Source organism: Bradyrhizobium sp. UFLA05-153 (genome assembly GCF_054185185.1).
This window is the reverse complement of sequence record NZ_JBBIAM010000044.1, coordinates 55,435-70,136: the sequence shown is the minus strand read 5'-3', so window position 1 is coordinate 70,136 and position 14,702 is coordinate 55,435. Positions and strand designations below refer to the sequence as shown.

Genomic DNA, 14,702 nt, shown 5'->3' with positions numbered 1-14,702 from the left:
CCCTACAGATACTTGATTCTCACACCTAAGCCGCCGCGACCAACTGACTCAGTAGTATTAGCGAAGCGTAACCCACCTCTTTGCTGTCCGCGCTGTGAGAAAAGCGGTGGGTTACGCGGAGCCTGTCATCGGGCCGCGCTTCGCGCGGACCCGTTGGCCAACCCACCCTACACATGTCGCTACACCGACCAGTAGTTCGGATGCTGGTAGGCTCGCGAGCGGTCGCCCCAGTCGAACTCCTCGCCGTCGAACTCGCACGGGCCGGCGCTGAGCTCGTCCAGCGTCACCTCCACCTGGAAGGCCTGGCGGTGCGGGTCGTATTTCAACGCGCTCCACTGGAGGGGATAGTGATGGTGGGTGCCGAGCAGCCCGCCGGTCTTGATCACGGCATAGGCGACCGTACCGCTCAGCTTGTCGAGCATCAGCCGCTCGATCGTGCCGAGCTTCGTGCCGTCGCGCCCGAAGACGGCGACATGCTCAACGCGATCACTGGGAACCATGGTGTGCATGGCGTGCTCCCTGGGTTCTTGCGTTGCGCGCACTATAGCACAGGCGACGGAAATGTAGGGCGGGTTAGCGTCAGCGTAACCCACCTCTTTTCGTCCCACGGAGAGAGAAGCGGTGGGTTACGCTTCGCTAACCCACCCTACGCTGCTACAGCAACTGCAAGCGCACCGACTCCGCGCCCTCGCGCAGCAGCGGCAGGAAGCGGTCGATCAGCTCCTGCGTCGGCACGCGATCGACATGGGCGCCCATGTTGATGGCGGCAACGATGGTGTCGTCGTAGCGGCGGACAGGCACGGAGATCGAGCGGAAATGCGGCTCGGCTTCGCGATCGACCAGCGAAAAACCCTGCGCCCGATCGGCGGCGATCTGCGCAAGGAGCAGCTTCGGATCGGTCACGGTCTGCGCCGTCAGCGCCTCGCGCTTCATCTTCTTCAGGCGGGCGGCGAGCGCCGCGTCGTCGAACTGTCCGAGCATAGCGCGGCCGACCGAGGTGCAAAACGCCGGCAGCCGGTAGCCGATCTCGAGCCCGCCGGAGAACACCCGCATGGGACTGCCGCGCGCGATGAACACGACGTCATCGCCGTCGAGCACGGCGAGGGAGGAGATCTCCTGCGCCGCGGTTGCGACGCGGTCGAGCAACGGCTGCAGCACGGCGACGAGCTGGTTGGAGCGCAAATACGACGCCGCCAGCGTCAGCACGTGCGGCGTCAGCGAGAACAACTTGCCGTCGCTCGCGACGAATCCGCCGCGCTGCAGTGTGAACAGGCTGCGCCGTGCGGTGGCGCGCGGCAGCGCGGCGGCGCGAGCAAGATCGCTCAGTGTCATCGGGCCGGCGGTCGTGCCGAAGGTCTGGAGCAGTCGCAGGCCGCGATCGAGGCTCTCGACGAAATCCGTCGCTCGCTCCTCCGTCTCGTTCCGCTTCAGCTTGGGCATCCGCTCCGCGCCTGCAAAATATTGCTTGCTGCCAAACCAACGCATGTCATAATTCGCCCATTCGTTCAATAGGCGAACAACGCCACTCCGAGCAAAAGGGACGCGACCGCCATGATGAGCCAGGAGCAGAACGACCTGATCACGCGCACCGGGCCGAAGGATCCCTGCGGCAGACTGATGCGGAGCTACTGGCAGCCGGCGGCGCTGGTGGACGAGCTGGAGGGCGCGCGACCGGTACGGCCCGTCAAATTGCTCGGCGAGAACCTGGTGCTGTTCCGCGACGAGAGCGGCCGCTACGGCCTGATCGACCGCCACTGCGCGCATCGCGGTGCCGACCTCGCCTTCGGACGGCTCGAGAATGGCGGTCTGCGCTGCGCCTTCCATGGCTGGTTGTTCGACGCGACGGGGCAGTGCATCGAGACGCCGGCCGAACCGAGGGATTCAAAGCTCTGCCAGAACATCCGCCAGCGCTCCTATCCCGTGGTGGAGAAGAGCGGCATCCTCTGGGCCTTTCTCGGCGAGGGTGAACCGCCGGCCTTTCCGGAGCTCGACTGTTTTGTCGCGCCGGGCACGCACACTTTTGCGTTCAAGGGCCACATGGCCTGCAACTGGCTCCAGGCGCTGGAAGTCGGCATCGATCCCGCGCACGCCTCCTATCTGCACCGCTTCTTCGAGGACGAGGACACCTCGACCGCCTACGGCAAGCAGTTCCGCGGCGCATCCGCCGGCTCCGAACTGCCGATGACCAAAATCCTGCGCGAATACGACCGTCCCATCATCAATGTCGAGCACACCGAATACGGTCTGCGGCTGATCGCGCTGCGCGAGATCGACGAGGAGCGCACACATGTGCGCGTCACCAACCAGCTCTTCCCGCACGGCTTCGTCATTCCCATGAGCACGGAGATGACGATCACGCAGTGGCACGTGCCGGTCGATGACGAGAACTGCTACTGGTACGCGATCTTCACCAGCTACACCAACCCGGTCGACAAGCAAAAGATGCGCGACCAGCGGCTCGAGCTCTACGAGCTGCCGGATTACATCTCCCGCAAGAACAAGGCCAACGACTACGGCTTTGATCCGCACGAGCAGCAGACCGTGACCTATACCGGCATGGGCACCGACATCAACGTCCACGACCAGTGGGCGGTGGAATCCATGGGCGCGATCCAGGACCGCACCAAGGAGCATCTCGGGCAGAGCGACAAGGCGATCGTGCAATTTCGCCGCCTGCTCCGGCAGGAGATCGAGAAGGTCTTGGGCGGCGAGAAGCCGATGCTGCATCTCGACGACAGCAACGCACGCAGCATCCAGGGGCCGGCGACCATGGACGGAATCGGCCCGACCCAGGGCTGGGAGACCTACTGGATGGAAGTCGACGTCAAGCGGAGGCGCGGCGCGCCCTGGATGGCACCGGTGCCGAAGGACATTGCCGATAACGTGCACCGGCTGACGGCGGCGGAGTGATAATGCCGTTCGCTGCCAGCAGGTCGCGACGGCGGCTCCCCATTCTCCGCTGTGATGCCCCGCGAAGGCGGGGCATCCAGTACGCCGCGGCCTCTCGTGGACGCGTACCGTCTCTGGAATACTGGATCGTCGCCCCAGTGCGCAAATTGCGCACAAGGCGGACGATGACAGCGTGGGTTATATTCTCACCGAGCGAGAAGGAACTACCCAAGTGAGTTTCGTCGCGCGTCATGGGCTTTGGTCGGCCGAGCAGAAGGACGCGGCGCTGCGCGTGCGGCGGCTCGCCGAGGAGAAGAACCTCGAGGTCGTCCGCCTCGCCTTCCCCGACCAGCACGGTATTTTGCGCGGCAAGACCATCATCGCATCGGAGGCCATCGCGTCGCTGGAGAGCGGCTGCTCCATCACCACGACCATGCTCGCCAAGGACACATCGCACCGCACGGTGTTTCCCGTGTTCACATCAGGCGGCGGCTTCGGCATGAAGGAGATGGAGGGCGCGGCCGACGTGCTTATGGTCGCCGATCCCACGACATTCCGCGTCCTGCCCTGGGCGCCGACCACGGGCTGGCTGCTGTGCGACCTCTACTTCAATGACGGACGGCCGGTGCCGTTCGCGACGCGCAACCTTTACCGGCGCGTGCTCGACGAGCTCGGCGCGCGCGGCCATGATTTCGTCGCCGGCCTCGAAGTCGAATTCCACATCTTCAGGCTCGACGACGCGCATATGCGCGCCGAAGACGCCGGCCAGCCCGGCACGCCGCCGTCGGTGAGCCTGCTCAGCCACGGCTATCAGTACCTCACCGAGCAGCGCTTCGATCAGATGGAGCCGGTGCTGGAAATCCTGCGCCGCGACATCGTGGCGCTCGGGCTTCCCCTGCGCTCCGTCGAGGTCGAGTTCGGACCGAGCCAGTGTGAATTTACTTTCCAGCCGCGGAAGGGCATCGAGCCCGCCGACAACATGGTGCTGTTCCGCTCCGCCGTGAAGCAGATCGCGCGCCGTCACGGCTATCACGCCACCTTCATGTGCCGGCCAAAACTGCCGAACGTATTCGCGAGCGGCTGGCATCTGCACCAGTCGATCGTCTCGCGCGCGACGGCTGAGAATCTGTTCATGGCGAAGGAAGCCGGTCAGCCGCTGAGCGAATTCGGCCGCGCCTGGCTGGCAGGCCTGCTCGATCACGCCCGCGCCTCGGCTGTATTCACGACACCGACTATCAACGGCTACAAGCGCTACCGCTCTTATTCGCTGGCGCCGGACCGCGCGATCTGGGGCCGCGACAATCGCGGCGTGATGATCCGCGTGCTCGGCGGTACAAACGATCCGGCGACGCGCCTGGAGAACCGCATCGGCGAGCCCGCCGCCAATCCCTATCTCTACATGGCTTCGCAAATCCTCTCGGGGCTGGACGGTGTCGATCGCAAGCTCGATCCCGGCCCGTCGGCCGACGCGCCCTACGAGACCAAGGCGCCGCTACTGCCAAAATCCCTGCGCGATGCCGTCGGCGCGCTGAAGGACGACCCGTTCTTCCGCGAGAAGCTGGGCGCCGAGTTCGTCGACTACTACACCCACATCAAGAATGCCGAGATCGACCGCTTCCTGGCCGAGGTGACCGACTGGGAGCATCGCGAATATTTCGAGATGTTCTAGTTTTAGGACGTCATTCCGGGGCGATGCGTCAGCATCGAGCCATGGTGCGCACTTGCGCACCTGAGAATCTCGAGATTCCCCGAAGCGCAATTGCGCTCGGAGGTTCGGTCCTCCCGGACCGCCCCGGAATGACGGCCCGCACATCTCACACCGCCGTGAGGCGACTTCGTCCCGCCTGTTCCGACGACATCACGTCGCCGCCGGACGAAGCCATTTTCCGCATCCCTCGAAAACAGCCGGAAAGATTGCGGAGCTAGGTTGCCAGCATATGATCAGACAATGGAGTTCGGTCATGTGGGGTCAATTGTTCAGCCTGATTTACCGCCTGTCTTGCCGCACCACCCTGATCGAGATCGGCGTGCACCGCCTGTCGCGCTGAGCGCGACTGCTACCTTTAGGTAAGGCGGATTGACCAAATAGCGGGGTATCCCATGCGCAAGCTGGTCATGATTGCCGCAATCTCGCTGCTGGCAACGCAGGCCTATGCCGGCGGCTCGCGGAGCCTGAGCGTCGCCGCCACCAATGCGAACGAGCAGACGGCCGCCACGACGCCGCAGGCGACGGTGACGACAACGACGACTACGCCGATGGCAACACCGCCCGCGCAAACCACCGCTCCCGCCGCGACCACCGAGCCAAAGACGACGGCTTCAAGCAAGCCCAGGCATCGCGAACCGTCAGTCGAAGCCCGCGTCATCCGCGAACTGCATCGCCACGGGATCTATTGGTGATTTGGATCGACTACCTCCCGAATGTCGTCCTGGCGAAAGCCAGGACCCATTACCCCAGGGAGGAGTTTGATGAAGATCGGTGGTCCGGTACTCCCACCACTCACAATCGATAGATTCCGCGGTATGGGTCCTGGCCTGCGCCAGGACGACACCGAAAGGCTGGCACGAGGATATCACCCCTCACCCCCGACGCGCGGTAGAGCTGCCGAAAACCTAAATCCCCAGATACCGGTGCTGCAATTCCGGCTCGGCCGTCAGCTCGTCCGAGGTGCCGCTCCACACCGTCTTGCCGCGCTCGATGATGTAGTGGCGGTCGCAGATGCGGGCGAGGTGGTCGATATTCTTGTCGACGACCAGGATGGACTGACCGCGCTTCTTGAGCAGCGACAGGCAATTCCAGATCTCCTCGCGGATCAGCGGGGCGAGGCCTTCGGTCGCTTCGTCCAGGATCAGGAGCCTTGGATTGGTCATCAGCGCACGGCCGATCGCGAGCATCTGCTGCTCACCGCCGGAGAGCTGGTTGCCCATGTTGGATGCGCGCTCGGCCAGCCGCGGGAACAAGACGTAGATCGCAGCCAGCGTCCAGGGATTGTCGCTGCCGAAGCGGTCGGCGGCAGCCGCGACGAGATTTTCGCGCACGGTGAGATTGGGAAAGATCTGGCGTCCCTCGGGGACCAGGCCGACGCCGAGCTTCGCGATCCTGTAGGACGGAAGCTGCCGCACCTCTGAGCCTGCAAAGCGGATCGCGCCGGCGCGTGCCGGCGTCAGGCCCATGATGGAGCGGATCGTGGTGGTCTTGCCCATGCCGTTGCGGCCCATCAACGAGACCATCTCGCCCGCCTTGATGGACAGCGACAGGCCGAACAGCACCTGGGAGAGACCGTAGCAGGTCTCGATGCCGTCGACGTCGAGCAGCGTGTCGGCCATCCGGTCAACCATGGCGCGTCACCACATGCTGGTCGCCGAGATAGGCGCGCTTGACCTCGTCATTGCCGCGGATCGCGGCGGGATCGCCGGAGGCGATGACGCGGCCATAGACCAGCACCGAGATGCGATCGGCGAGCGCGAACACCGCCGGCATGTCATGCTCGACCAGTACGATCGAGACTTCTTTCCGCAGATCCTGAAGCAGCTTCACCATGCGCTGGGATTCGTTCACGCCAAGGCCGGCCATCGGCTCGTCCAGCAGCAGGATTTTCGGCTTGCTCGCCAGCGCGACCGCAAGCTCAAGCTCGCGCCGCTCGCCATGGCTGAGCCTGCTCACCACGACATCGGCGCGATGCGACAGGCCGACGCGATCGAGCGCGGCGTGCGCGGCATCGCGCAAGGATCGCTCCTTCCGCGCATTGGCAAAGAAGCGGAACGACGTGCCGGCATGCGCCTGCGCCGCGAGTGCGACATTGTCCGCGGCGGTGAAGTCGAGCAGCAGCGAGGTAATCTGGAACGAGCGCGCGAGCCCCAGCGCACAACGGCGATAGGCCGGCAGGTACGTGATGTCGCGCCCGCCGAGCGAGACGCTGCCCGCATGCGGCGAGAGGTGGCCGGTGAGCTGGCTGATCAACGTGGTCTTGCCGGCGCCGTTCGGGCCGATGATGGCATGCAGCTCGCCGGCCGAAACATCGAGCGAGACATGGTCGGTCGCGGTGATGCCGCCGAAGCGGCGCACCAGCTTTTCGACGCGGAGCAGCGGTTCAGCCACGACCAGCCCTCCCGAGCAGGCCCATGATGCCGCCGCGCCCGAACAACACGATCAGCAGCAAGAGCGGGCCCATGATCAGCGCCCAATATTCGGTGATCTGCGACAGGAATTCTTCCAGCAGCAGATACACCACCGCACCCATGACCGGGCCGAACAGCGTACCCATGCCCCCGAGGATCACCATCACCATGAGGTCGCCGGATCGGGTCCAGTACATCACGGCCGGGCTGACGAAGTCGGTGTTGTTGGCGAGCAGCGCGCCGGCGAGGCCGCACATGGTGCCTGATATGACGAAGCAAACGAGCTGGTAGCGCTTTGCCGGAAAGCCGATCGCCTGCATGCGCTGCTCATTCGAGCGCAGCCCCTGCACGACGAGACCGAAGCGCGAATTGACGATGCGCCAGATCAGGAAGATGACCCCGAGCAGGCAGGCGAGGCAAAGATAGTAGAACTGCACGCGGCCGGAGAGATTGATCAGCCCGGAAAAATCGCTGCGCTTGTAGACGGTGAGACCGTCGTCGCCGCCGTAGCGCGCGAGGCCCGAGGCGACGTAATAGGCCATCTGCGCGAAGGCGAGCGTGATCATGATGAAATAGACGCCGCGCGTGCGCAAGGACAGCGCGCCGATCACGAGCGCATACAGCGCGGACGCCGCAAGCGCGACCGGGAACTGGATGAAGCCCGAGCCGACGCCTTCCTGCGCCAGAATGCCGACCGCGTAGCCGCCGATGCCGAGATAGGCGGCGTGGCCAAAGCTCATCATGCCGCCATAGCCCATGATGAGGTTGAGGCTCGCGGCCGCGAGCGCCAGGATTACGATGCGGGTGAACAACGTCAAGATGAAGATGTTGCCGGACAGCTGCGAATAGAGCGGCAGCAGCACGAGGCCTGCCAGCACCAGGGCCGTGACGGCCTTGCTCACGGTCAAAGCCTTCATCGACGATTGGCTGGAAACAGCCCCTCCGGCCGCACCACCAGCACGATCGCCATCAAGAGATAGATCAGCATCGAGGACAGCGCGGGCGCGGCGGTGGACGCTGCGGTTGAACTCAGGATCTGGCGCAGCAGGTTCGGCAGGAAGGCGCGGCCGAGCGTGTCGATCATGCCGACGAAGATCGCTGCGAGGAACGCGCCGCGGATCGAGCCGATGCCGCCGATCACGATGATGACGAAGGCAAGGATCAGGATGTTCTCGCCCATGCCGATCTGCACGGTGAGAATCGGCGCCTGCATCAAGCCGGCGAGGCCCGCGAGCGCCGCGCCAAGGCCGAACACCAGCGTGTAGAGCAGCTTGATGTTGATGCCGAGCGCGCCGATCATTTCGCGGTTGGAGGCGCCGGCGCGGATCAGCATGCCGATGCGGGTGCGCATCACACCGAGATAGAGCAGCAGCGCGACCAGAAGCGCGACCACGATGATGGCTAGCCGATAGGCCGGATAATAGATGCCGGGCAGGATCGGCACCGGAACGGTGAGCCAGGGCGGCAGCGGCAGCGCCAGGCCCGCCGGCCCCCAGATCAACCGCACCGCTTCATTGAAGAACAGGATCAGGCCGAAGGTCGCGAGCACGTGGTCGAGATGGTCGCGTCCATAGAGATGCCTGAGTGCCACGACTTCGAGCACGATGCCGAGCACGAGCGTCGCGCCCAGCGCGAGCAGCGCGCCCAGCAGGAAATTGCCGGTCCATGCGACGAAGGTCGCGGCGAAATAGGCGCCCATCATGTAGAGCGAGCCGTGCGCGAGGTTGACGAGATCCATGATCCCGAACACCAGCGTCAGGCCGGCGGCCAGCAGGAAAAGAAGCAGCCCGAACTGCAATCCGTTGAGGAATTGTTCGATGACGAGCAGCATCGATGCTCTTCAGCCACGCATCACGTTGCGCCGATGTTCGAACACGGCCGCCATCAGTGAAAGAGCTCCCCCTGCCTCTTCAAGGCCAAAATCGGTAACGGCAGTATCGTTCCGACGCAAGAGCGATTCTGCGCCCGACATGCACTTTGTTGCATCTCATCGAACAGGCGATGAGCGCGCCAAGCAAGAAGATTGCTGGGGAGGATGGGTCAACCTGCCGCACCTGTCCTCAACGGACCGGCTCGACCGATGTTGAACGGTCAGGTTGTCGTCTGCGTTCGCACACAACCCATTGTGCATGCTCGGGGCGATCCTGCGGGAGGGCACCGTTGCACTGCGACCGGTGCTATCACCTCGCCCTGTTTCCGGGAGAGAGGGAAAAAGAGAACTCCCCCTCCCCGCAAGGACGGGGAGAGCGAGCAGGATCATCGCCGCAACTAGTGCGACCTCATGTGGTGAGGAAAATCGTCGGCAGCGGGGGAATCCACGGTGGAGGCTTCCAGCGCCGCCATCCGGAACAGATAGGCGAGCGTGGCGTGGCCGCAATCGTCCGCCATCTGCGCCAGTTCGAGCGCCATGTCGGACATGTAGCCGAGATTCTCTTCCTTCATCTTCTTCTTGAGCTTCGCAAGGGTTTGGCTGTCTCGCATCATGTTCGACATCTCAGGCGGTCTTTCGTTGCGCGGCGGTGAGGCCGCAGGTGTTGGCACGGGCGATGGCATTGAGGCGCGGACCGTCCTGGCGCACGACGGTCGCCATGCCGATCCGCTCGCGCACGATATCGAGCGACTCCCGGCAAACGTCGATCGTGGCAGCCATGGTCCAGGAGCCGTCGACCAGCGCGGGCAATCCCAGAGGCGTGACGACGAATCCGATGTCGTGGAAGCGCGGCAACCACCAGGTCTCCATGACGAGGCAGAGACGCTCGATGCCCTGGTCGAGACAGAACTCCTGTGCCGATGCCATCAATTGCAGATTGACGGTTCCGTCGCGGCGATCACGCGCGACGAAGAAGCGCGACCACTCCCAGACCAGCGCGTCCGCCGGACAGCCGCGCACCGCAGCGAGATGCGGAAAGATCTCGCTCATCATCGTCGGCTTGGTGGTCGGATAGAGCCGGTAGCCGCCGATCACCCGGCGGCTCTCCAGCGCGAGCATGTAGATCGCATCCTCGTCGTCGTAGGCGTCGATCTCGCGGCCGTCGGGCTTGCGCAGCGCTTCCCACTTGCGCTCGTCGACGAATATCTCGTGCCGCAAGCGGAAGTGTTGCTCGACGACATCTTCGTACAAATAGCGATTCGCCGATGAAACTGCGTGGATCATGAAATCCCCCGTTCCTCGAAACGGGGGAAGCCTCGTTGAAAAGAGGCGGATTCGATATTGGGAAATTTCCCAGTGAGAGCTTATGGATTGATGATTTTGTGCCTGATCGCGATCGCGACTGCATGCGTACGGTTGACGGCACCGAGCTTGCGCGCAGCGGTTGCAAGATGCTCTTCCGCGGTCCGCTGCGTGATGTGGAGTATCTCGCCGATCTCCCAGGCCGACTTGCCTTGCGAGGCCCAGGCGATCACCTCGCGCTCGCGCGGCGTCAGCAGCGCCGGCGGCGTCGGACGCGGATCGAGCAGGCGGCGAATGCGGTCGAAGCCATACATCGCCATCAGGTGCAGCGCCGGCTTGCTTCGCGCGTTGAGATCGAGATGCACGCCGCCGAGCGAAACGCCGGCCTCATAGCCGGTCAGTCCGTGGATCGGCACGACGAAACCGCGCGACATGCGGAAATCGGTGGCGCGATTCATCACCTCCACCGCACCGGGCTCCCGCTCGGCATCGTAAGGCGCCTCCGACCATTCGAAGGGATTCACCGACTGCCGGCACATCCGGATCACCGGATCGAAGCGGACGTAGTTCCTCTCGGTGTACATCCTGAACCATTCCGCCGGCCAGCGCTTGGCGAGCACCATCTGCTCGAAGTGCTGCTCCGGATTCGGCAGTCCCGTGACGATGATGTGCTCGAAGCCGAAGCGGCCAAATGCCGCCTCAAGCGCGTCCATCGCATCCGGAACCCTACTGTAGGCTTCCAGTCCTTCGATGAAGTCGAGAGCTTCGCGGCCATAGTCCACGGCGGACATCGGTTCGTTCCTGCCCCCTGCCTGCCTGCGCAGATCGCGTTGTAACCTGACTCGGGCGTCGCCTCAATGCGTCGCCTCCGTAGTTTCACGGTGCAACACGCTCTGAAGGTTTAATCTACTTGTGGAGGAAGGGGGGTCAAGATACACCTCCATCGTCTGGAGCGGGAAAGCCACGATGGAAGATGAGAACATCGCCCTCAACAGCGTGCTCGGCCTGGAACTCAACCGCGTGTTCTTCGCTGTGCGCGAGACCACGAACAAGCAGAAGATCATCGAGTTCGCGCGCGAGGTGCTGGAAAGCGAACGCACCGAGCTGCCCGATAGCGTTTCGCCCGACGGGCCGGCACGCTAGAACGCAATTGCAGCAATAGCGTGTGATGAAACGCTGGCGCAACCTGCGCCGCTTTTCAATTCGAACGCACTGAATTTAGTCGAAACAATCTCACCGCGAATTTTGGTTTTCCCCTTCTCCCTTGTGGGAGAGGGCAAGCATTCCGAGCTTACGCACGTTGACAGGCATTTGCGGCTGGATGACATGACGCCTGTCGTGAAATGATGGTCACTCACGATCGTTCGTCGGGGATTATCCTAGAGCATGATGACGCTGCGCCAGGTTGAAGTGATCCGTGCCGTGATGGTGACGGGAACCATTGGCGGCGCCGCGAAGCTGTTGAACGTCTCGGCGCCCGGCATCAGCCGTCTCGTCAAATACACCGAGCGCTCGCTCGGTATCCGCTTCTTCCAGCGCCAGAACGGACGCTACTTTCCGACGCCCGAGGCCGAGAACATTTTCGAGCAGATCAACGGCGTCTACAAGAAGGTCGACGACCTCTCCGAGATCATCTCCAAGATCGGCCGCGGCGGACTGTCGGAGCTGCGCATCGGCTCGGTGCCGAGCATCTCGCAGGTGATGGTGCCGCGCGCGATCGAGCGCGTCCGGCGGCGCTATCCGGATATCGGCATCGACATCAACATCCTGAAGCTCGAGGAAGCCATTGACTATCTCATGCTCGGGCGCGGCGAGTGCGTCGCGATGAGCTACCGCCTCGAACATTCCGGCCTCGACTTCATGCCGCTCGCTTCCGGCGAGCTCTATTGCATCGTGCCGCCCGGCCATGAGCTCGCCGGCCGCAAGCAGGTCTCGGCGGCCGAAATCACACGCTATCCGCTGATCGGCATCGATCCGAACGATCCTTACGGGCGGATCATGGCCGAGATCTTTGCCCGTCACCGGCTCGACTACAACATCACCATCCGCGCCCGCTTCGGCACCACGGTGTGCGCGCTGGTGAAGGCGGGCCTCGGGATCGCGATCATCGACCAGTTCACGGTCGCCCATGGCGGCTATCCCGGCATCGAGCTGTTGAAGATCACCGAGCCGACGCGGTTCGACACCTACATCGCGGTGAAGCGCGGCGCGCCGCTCTCGCTTCACGTCGAATATTTCATCGAGCAGCTCCGCGCCGAGATGCGCGCGGTCGAGCCGTCGCGCAGCGGCCAGAAGGGCGCCGCGACGCGCGGACGAAAAAAATAACATTATGTTAGGTTTGCAGGATAAATGGGTAATTGTGTTAGGCCGGGGACAGGCTATCGTCGGGCTTGAGCTTTGCCGATTTCCGCGCGACACCGCGTGGCGAAACACACACCAAGACCAATCCGGATCATGTCAACGAGCCGACCTGCTGTATCTCAGAAACTCCTCACCGGCCTGATCGGCGCGCCGATTAAGCATTCCGCCTCCCCCGCCATGCACGAGCGCGCCGCCGAGGCGCTGGGGCTGCGCGGCCACTACCAGCTCATCGAGGTCGCCGGCGCGGATGCGACCGGGCTCAGCATGATGCTCGAGGGCGTGCGGCGCCTTGGCTTTGCCGGCGTCAACGTCACCTATCCCTACAAGGAAGCGGTGGTGCCGCTGCTCGACGAACTTGCGCCGGGCGCAGCCGCCATGGGCGCGGTCAACACCGTCGTCGTCCGGGATGGCCGGCTGATCGGCCACAACACCGATACCACGGGATTTGCCCGTGCGGTGGCGCCGCTGCTGGCGCCCGCGGGCAATGCGGTCGCCGTGATCGGCACCGGCGGCGTCGGCAAGGCGATCGCCTTTGCGCTGGCGAGCCAGAAGGTCGCCGACATCCGCATCGTCGACAGCGAACCGGCGCGAGCCGAGAAGCTCGCCGCGCTCCTGACCGAGAACGGCGCAAAGGTCGCCTCGAGCGTCGAGGATGCGCTCGAGGGTGCAACCGGCCTGATCAACGGCACGCCGGTCGGCATGCTTCCGAACCGCGACACGCCGGTGCCGACGGCGCTGCTGCGTGCAGACCTTTGGGTCGCCGATGCCGTCTATTCGCCGCTGATCACCCCGCTGCTCGCGGCCGCGCAGGCCAAGGGCGCGCGGATCATGACCGGGCGCGAGCTCGCGATCTACCAGGCCGCGGACGCGTTCGAACTGTTCACCGGCCTTGCCCCGTCGACCGAGGTCATGGGCGAGGCTTTTGACGCCGTGATGGCGGCGCGCAGCGCCACCTATCAGGCAGCTTGACGGAAAGCGGCCGGAAACAAGGCCGCTTGCATAACTGAAGAGAAACGGGAGGAGTGAGATGAAATCGACACTACTGGGCGCCCTGCTTGCGGTTGCCATGGCAACGAGCGCCTTTGCGCAGCCGATCAAGCTGGCCGACGTCGCCGAGCTGTCCGGCGGCGGCGCCACCGTCGGCACCAACTGGAAGAACGGCATCGATCTCGCGATCGAGGAGATCAACGCCAAGGGCGGCGTGCTCGGGCGCAAGCTCGAGGTCACCCATGCCGACTCGCAGTCCAACCCGGGCGTGGCACGCGCGCAGGTCCAGAAGGCGCTCGACGCCGAGCCCTATGTGCTGCTCGGACCCGGCTATTCCGGATCGGTAAAGGTCACCGCGCCACTCGCCGCCGAAGCCGGCATCGCGCAGATCATGGGTGGCGAGGCCGCCGAGCTGACGCAAGCGGGCAACAAGTTCTTGTTCCGCACCTCCTTCGGCCAGCAATCCTCGATGCCGAAGGTCGCCAAGTACATCCACGACGACATGAAGGCGAAGTCGGTCGCGGTGGTCTGGGTCAACAACGACTTCGGCCGCGGCGGACGCGACGTCGTCGTGAAGGAGCTCGAGCGCCTCGGCTCCAAGGTGGTCGCCGATCTCTCCACCGAAGCGGGCCAGGCCGATTTTGCCGCCGACGTCGGCAAGATCAAGGCTGCCAATCCGGACGCGGTGTTCGTCTATCTCAACGAAGAAGAAAGCGCGCGTATCCTCAAAGAGCTGAAGCGCCAAGGCGTCACCGCGCCGCTGATGGGCGAAACCACGCTGATCGGCCAGAAGGTGATCGAGCTGGCCGGCGATGCCGCCAACGGCGCGCGCGGCCATGTCGGCCTCACCACGGATGCGCCAGTCGACTTGATCAAGGGCTTCCGCGATCGGTTCTCCAAGAAGTACAACTACGTGCCCGACCATAACGGCCTGAAGGGCTACCTCGCCGTCTACATGGTGAAGGCCACCACCGAGAAGATGGGCAAGGTCGACTCCAAGGCGTTCGCCGACACGCTGCACGGCCTGACCATCAAGGCCGCAGACGAGCCGGGCATTCTGATGGACGTCACCTTCAGCGATACCGGCGACATCGATCGCCAGAGCTTCCTGGTCGAGGTCGTGGAAGGCAAGCAGGTGGTGAAGCAGGTGCTGCCGAAGCTGAAGTGAGCGCGT

At 64.0% G+C, this 14,702-nt stretch carries 16 protein-coding genes; 7 read left to right on the top strand and 9 right to left on the bottom strand.

Annotated features, from left to right (window positions below; all coding sequences use genetic code 11):
* Positions 1-179: 179 nt before the first annotated feature.
* Together Q2941_RS25080 and Q2941_RS25075 are read right to left on the bottom strand one after the other, a co-directional pair.
* Complete coding sequence (locus Q2941_RS25080) at positions 180-509, bottom strand: PRC-barrel domain-containing protein (protein WP_027521534.1); 330 nt, start codon at positions 507-509, stop codon at positions 180-182.
* A 145-nt stretch (positions 510-654) separates the two neighbouring features.
* Positions 655-1,440, bottom strand: a complete 786-nt coding sequence (locus tag Q2941_RS25075) for an IclR family transcriptional regulator domain-containing protein (RefSeq protein ID WP_458194020.1) — start codon at positions 1,438-1,440, stop codon at positions 655-657.
* A 111-nt stretch (positions 1,441-1,551) separates the two neighbouring features.
* Here Q2941_RS25075 and Q2941_RS25070 point away from each other — a divergent pair, with 111 nt between their 5' ends.
* The 3 genes from Q2941_RS25070 (at position 1,552) to Q2941_RS25060 (ending at position 5,289) form a co-directional block, all read left to right on the top strand.
* Entirely contained in the window at positions 1,552-2,910 is a 1,359-nt protein-coding gene (locus Q2941_RS25070; protein ID WP_254109291.1) for an aromatic ring-hydroxylating dioxygenase subunit alpha, read from the top strand.
* A gap of 211 nt (positions 2,911-3,121) precedes the next feature.
* Positions 3,122-4,558 carry a glutamine synthetase family protein gene (locus Q2941_RS25065; RefSeq protein WP_458194018.1) on the top strand — a complete coding sequence of 479 codons (1,437 nt, stop codon included), beginning with the start codon at positions 3,122-3,124 and terminating at the stop codon, positions 4,556-4,558.
* Positions 4,559-4,989: 431 nt separating this feature from the next.
* Complete coding sequence (locus tag Q2941_RS25060) at positions 4,990-5,289, top strand: hypothetical protein (RefSeq protein ID WP_254109293.1); 300 nt, start codon at positions 4,990-4,992, stop codon at positions 5,287-5,289.
* A 213-nt stretch (positions 5,290-5,502) separates the two neighbouring features.
* On the opposite strand, the gene Q2941_RS25055 is transcribed toward Q2941_RS25060, so the two are convergent.
* From Q2941_RS25055 to Q2941_RS25025, 7 genes are all read right to left on the bottom strand, one after another.
* Positions 5,503-6,216, bottom strand: a complete 714-nt coding sequence (locus Q2941_RS25055; RefSeq protein ID WP_458194019.1) for an ABC transporter ATP-binding protein — start codon at positions 6,214-6,216, stop codon at positions 5,503-5,505.
* Positions 6,217-6,220: 4 nt separating this feature from the next.
* A complete protein-coding gene (locus Q2941_RS25050; protein ID WP_458194017.1) occupies positions 6,221-6,988 on the bottom strand; it encodes an ABC transporter ATP-binding protein in 768 nt (255 codons plus the stop codon).
* Entirely contained in the window at positions 6,981-7,925 is a 945-nt protein-coding gene (locus Q2941_RS25045; protein ID WP_027521541.1) for a branched-chain amino acid ABC transporter permease, read from the bottom strand. Before Q2941_RS25045 ends, Q2941_RS25050 begins: the two co-directional genes overlap by 8 nt.
* Positions 7,922-8,839 (bottom strand): branched-chain amino acid ABC transporter permease, encoded by a 918-nt coding sequence (locus tag Q2941_RS25040; RefSeq protein WP_027521542.1) that lies wholly within the window; start codon positions 8,837-8,839, stop codon positions 7,922-7,924. The genes Q2941_RS25045 and Q2941_RS25040 overlap by 4 nt, the downstream gene beginning before the upstream one ends.
* Positions 8,840-9,276: 437 nt before the next feature.
* Positions 9,277-9,492, bottom strand: coding sequence for a hypothetical protein (locus Q2941_RS25035; protein WP_245287957.1), 216 nt, complete (start codon positions 9,490-9,492; stop codon positions 9,277-9,279).
* A gap of 10 nt (positions 9,493-9,502) precedes the next feature.
* The gene (locus Q2941_RS25030; RefSeq protein WP_027521544.1) at positions 9,503-10,162 is read right to left on the bottom strand and encodes an acyl-homoserine-lactone synthase; all 660 of its coding nucleotides are present in this window, start codon (positions 10,160-10,162) and stop codon (positions 9,503-9,505) included.
* Between the two features lie 80 nt (positions 10,163-10,242).
* Positions 10,243-10,971 (bottom strand): helix-turn-helix transcriptional regulator, encoded by a 729-nt coding sequence (locus Q2941_RS25025; protein ID WP_027521545.1) that lies wholly within the window; start codon positions 10,969-10,971, stop codon positions 10,243-10,245.
* Positions 10,972-11,146: 175 nt separating this feature from the next.
* On the opposite strand from Q2941_RS25025, the gene Q2941_RS25020 reads away from it, so the two are divergent.
* The 4 genes from Q2941_RS25020 to Q2941_RS25005 all read left to right on the top strand — a co-directional run bounded on the left by Q2941_RS25020 (position 11,147) and on the right by Q2941_RS25005 (position 14,696).
* On the top strand, positions 11,147-11,323 hold the full coding sequence (locus Q2941_RS25020; protein ID WP_198031701.1) for a hypothetical protein: 177 nt from the start codon (positions 11,147-11,149) through the stop codon (positions 11,321-11,323).
* Between the two features lie 243 nt (positions 11,324-11,566).
* A complete protein-coding gene (locus tag Q2941_RS25015) occupies positions 11,567-12,505 on the top strand; it encodes a LysR family transcriptional regulator (RefSeq protein ID WP_254102272.1) in 939 nt (312 codons plus the stop codon).
* A gap of 129 nt (positions 12,506-12,634) precedes the next feature.
* The gene (locus Q2941_RS25010; protein ID WP_458194016.1) at positions 12,635-13,510 is read left to right on the top strand and encodes a shikimate dehydrogenase; all 876 of its coding nucleotides are present in this window, start codon (positions 12,635-12,637) and stop codon (positions 13,508-13,510) included.
* A gap of 58 nt (positions 13,511-13,568) precedes the next feature.
* Entirely contained in the window at positions 13,569-14,696 is a 1,128-nt protein-coding gene (locus tag Q2941_RS25005) for an ABC transporter substrate-binding protein (protein ID WP_027521548.1), read from the top strand.
* Positions 14,697-14,702 lie beyond the last annotated feature (6 nt).

Excerpts from the sequence above, each read along its gene's own strand:
- Q2941_RS25030 (WP_027521544.1), bottom strand. The coding sequence starts at position 10,162 with ATGATCCACGCAGTTTCATCGGCGAATCGCTATTTGTACGAAGATGTC.
- Q2941_RS25070 (WP_254109291.1), top strand. The coding sequence starts at position 1,552 with ATGATGAGCCAGGAGCAGAACGACCTGATCACGCGCACCGGGCCGAAG.
- Q2941_RS25010 (WP_458194016.1), top strand. The coding sequence starts at position 12,635 with ATGTCAACGAGCCGACCTGCTGTATCTCAGAAACTCCTCACCGGCCTG.
- Q2941_RS25040 (WP_027521542.1), bottom strand. The coding sequence starts at position 8,839 with ATGCTGCTCGTCATCGAACAATTCCTCAACGGATTGCAGTTCGGGCTG.
- Q2941_RS25025 (WP_027521545.1), bottom strand. The coding sequence starts at position 10,971 with ATGTCCGCCGTGGACTATGGCCGCGAAGCTCTCGACTTCATCGAAGGA.
- Q2941_RS25045 (WP_027521541.1), bottom strand. The coding sequence starts at position 7,925 with ATGAAGGCTTTGACCGTGAGCAAGGCCGTCACGGCCCTGGTGCTGGCA.
- Q2941_RS25060 (WP_254109293.1), top strand. The coding sequence starts at position 4,990 with ATGCGCAAGCTGGTCATGATTGCCGCAATCTCGCTGCTGGCAACGCAG.
- Q2941_RS25035 (WP_245287957.1), bottom strand. The coding sequence starts at position 9,492 with ATGATGCGAGACAGCCAAACCCTTGCGAAGCTCAAGAAGAAGATGAAG.
- Q2941_RS25080 (WP_027521534.1), bottom strand. The coding sequence starts at position 509 with ATGCACACCATGGTTCCCAGTGATCGCGTTGAGCATGTCGCCGTCTTC.
- Q2941_RS25020 (WP_198031701.1), top strand. The coding sequence starts at position 11,147 with ATGGAAGATGAGAACATCGCCCTCAACAGCGTGCTCGGCCTGGAACTC.
- Q2941_RS25055 (WP_458194019.1), bottom strand. The coding sequence starts at position 6,216 with ATGGCCGACACGCTGCTCGACGTCGACGGCATCGAGACCTGCTACGGT.
- Q2941_RS25015 (WP_254102272.1), top strand. The coding sequence starts at position 11,567 with ATGATGACGCTGCGCCAGGTTGAAGTGATCCGTGCCGTGATGGTGACG.
- Q2941_RS25005 (WP_027521548.1), top strand. The coding sequence starts at position 13,569 with ATGAAATCGACACTACTGGGCGCCCTGCTTGCGGTTGCCATGGCAACG.
- Q2941_RS25075 (WP_458194020.1), bottom strand. The coding sequence starts at position 1,440 with ATGCCCAAGCTGAAGCGGAACGAGACGGAGGAGCGAGCGACGGATTTC.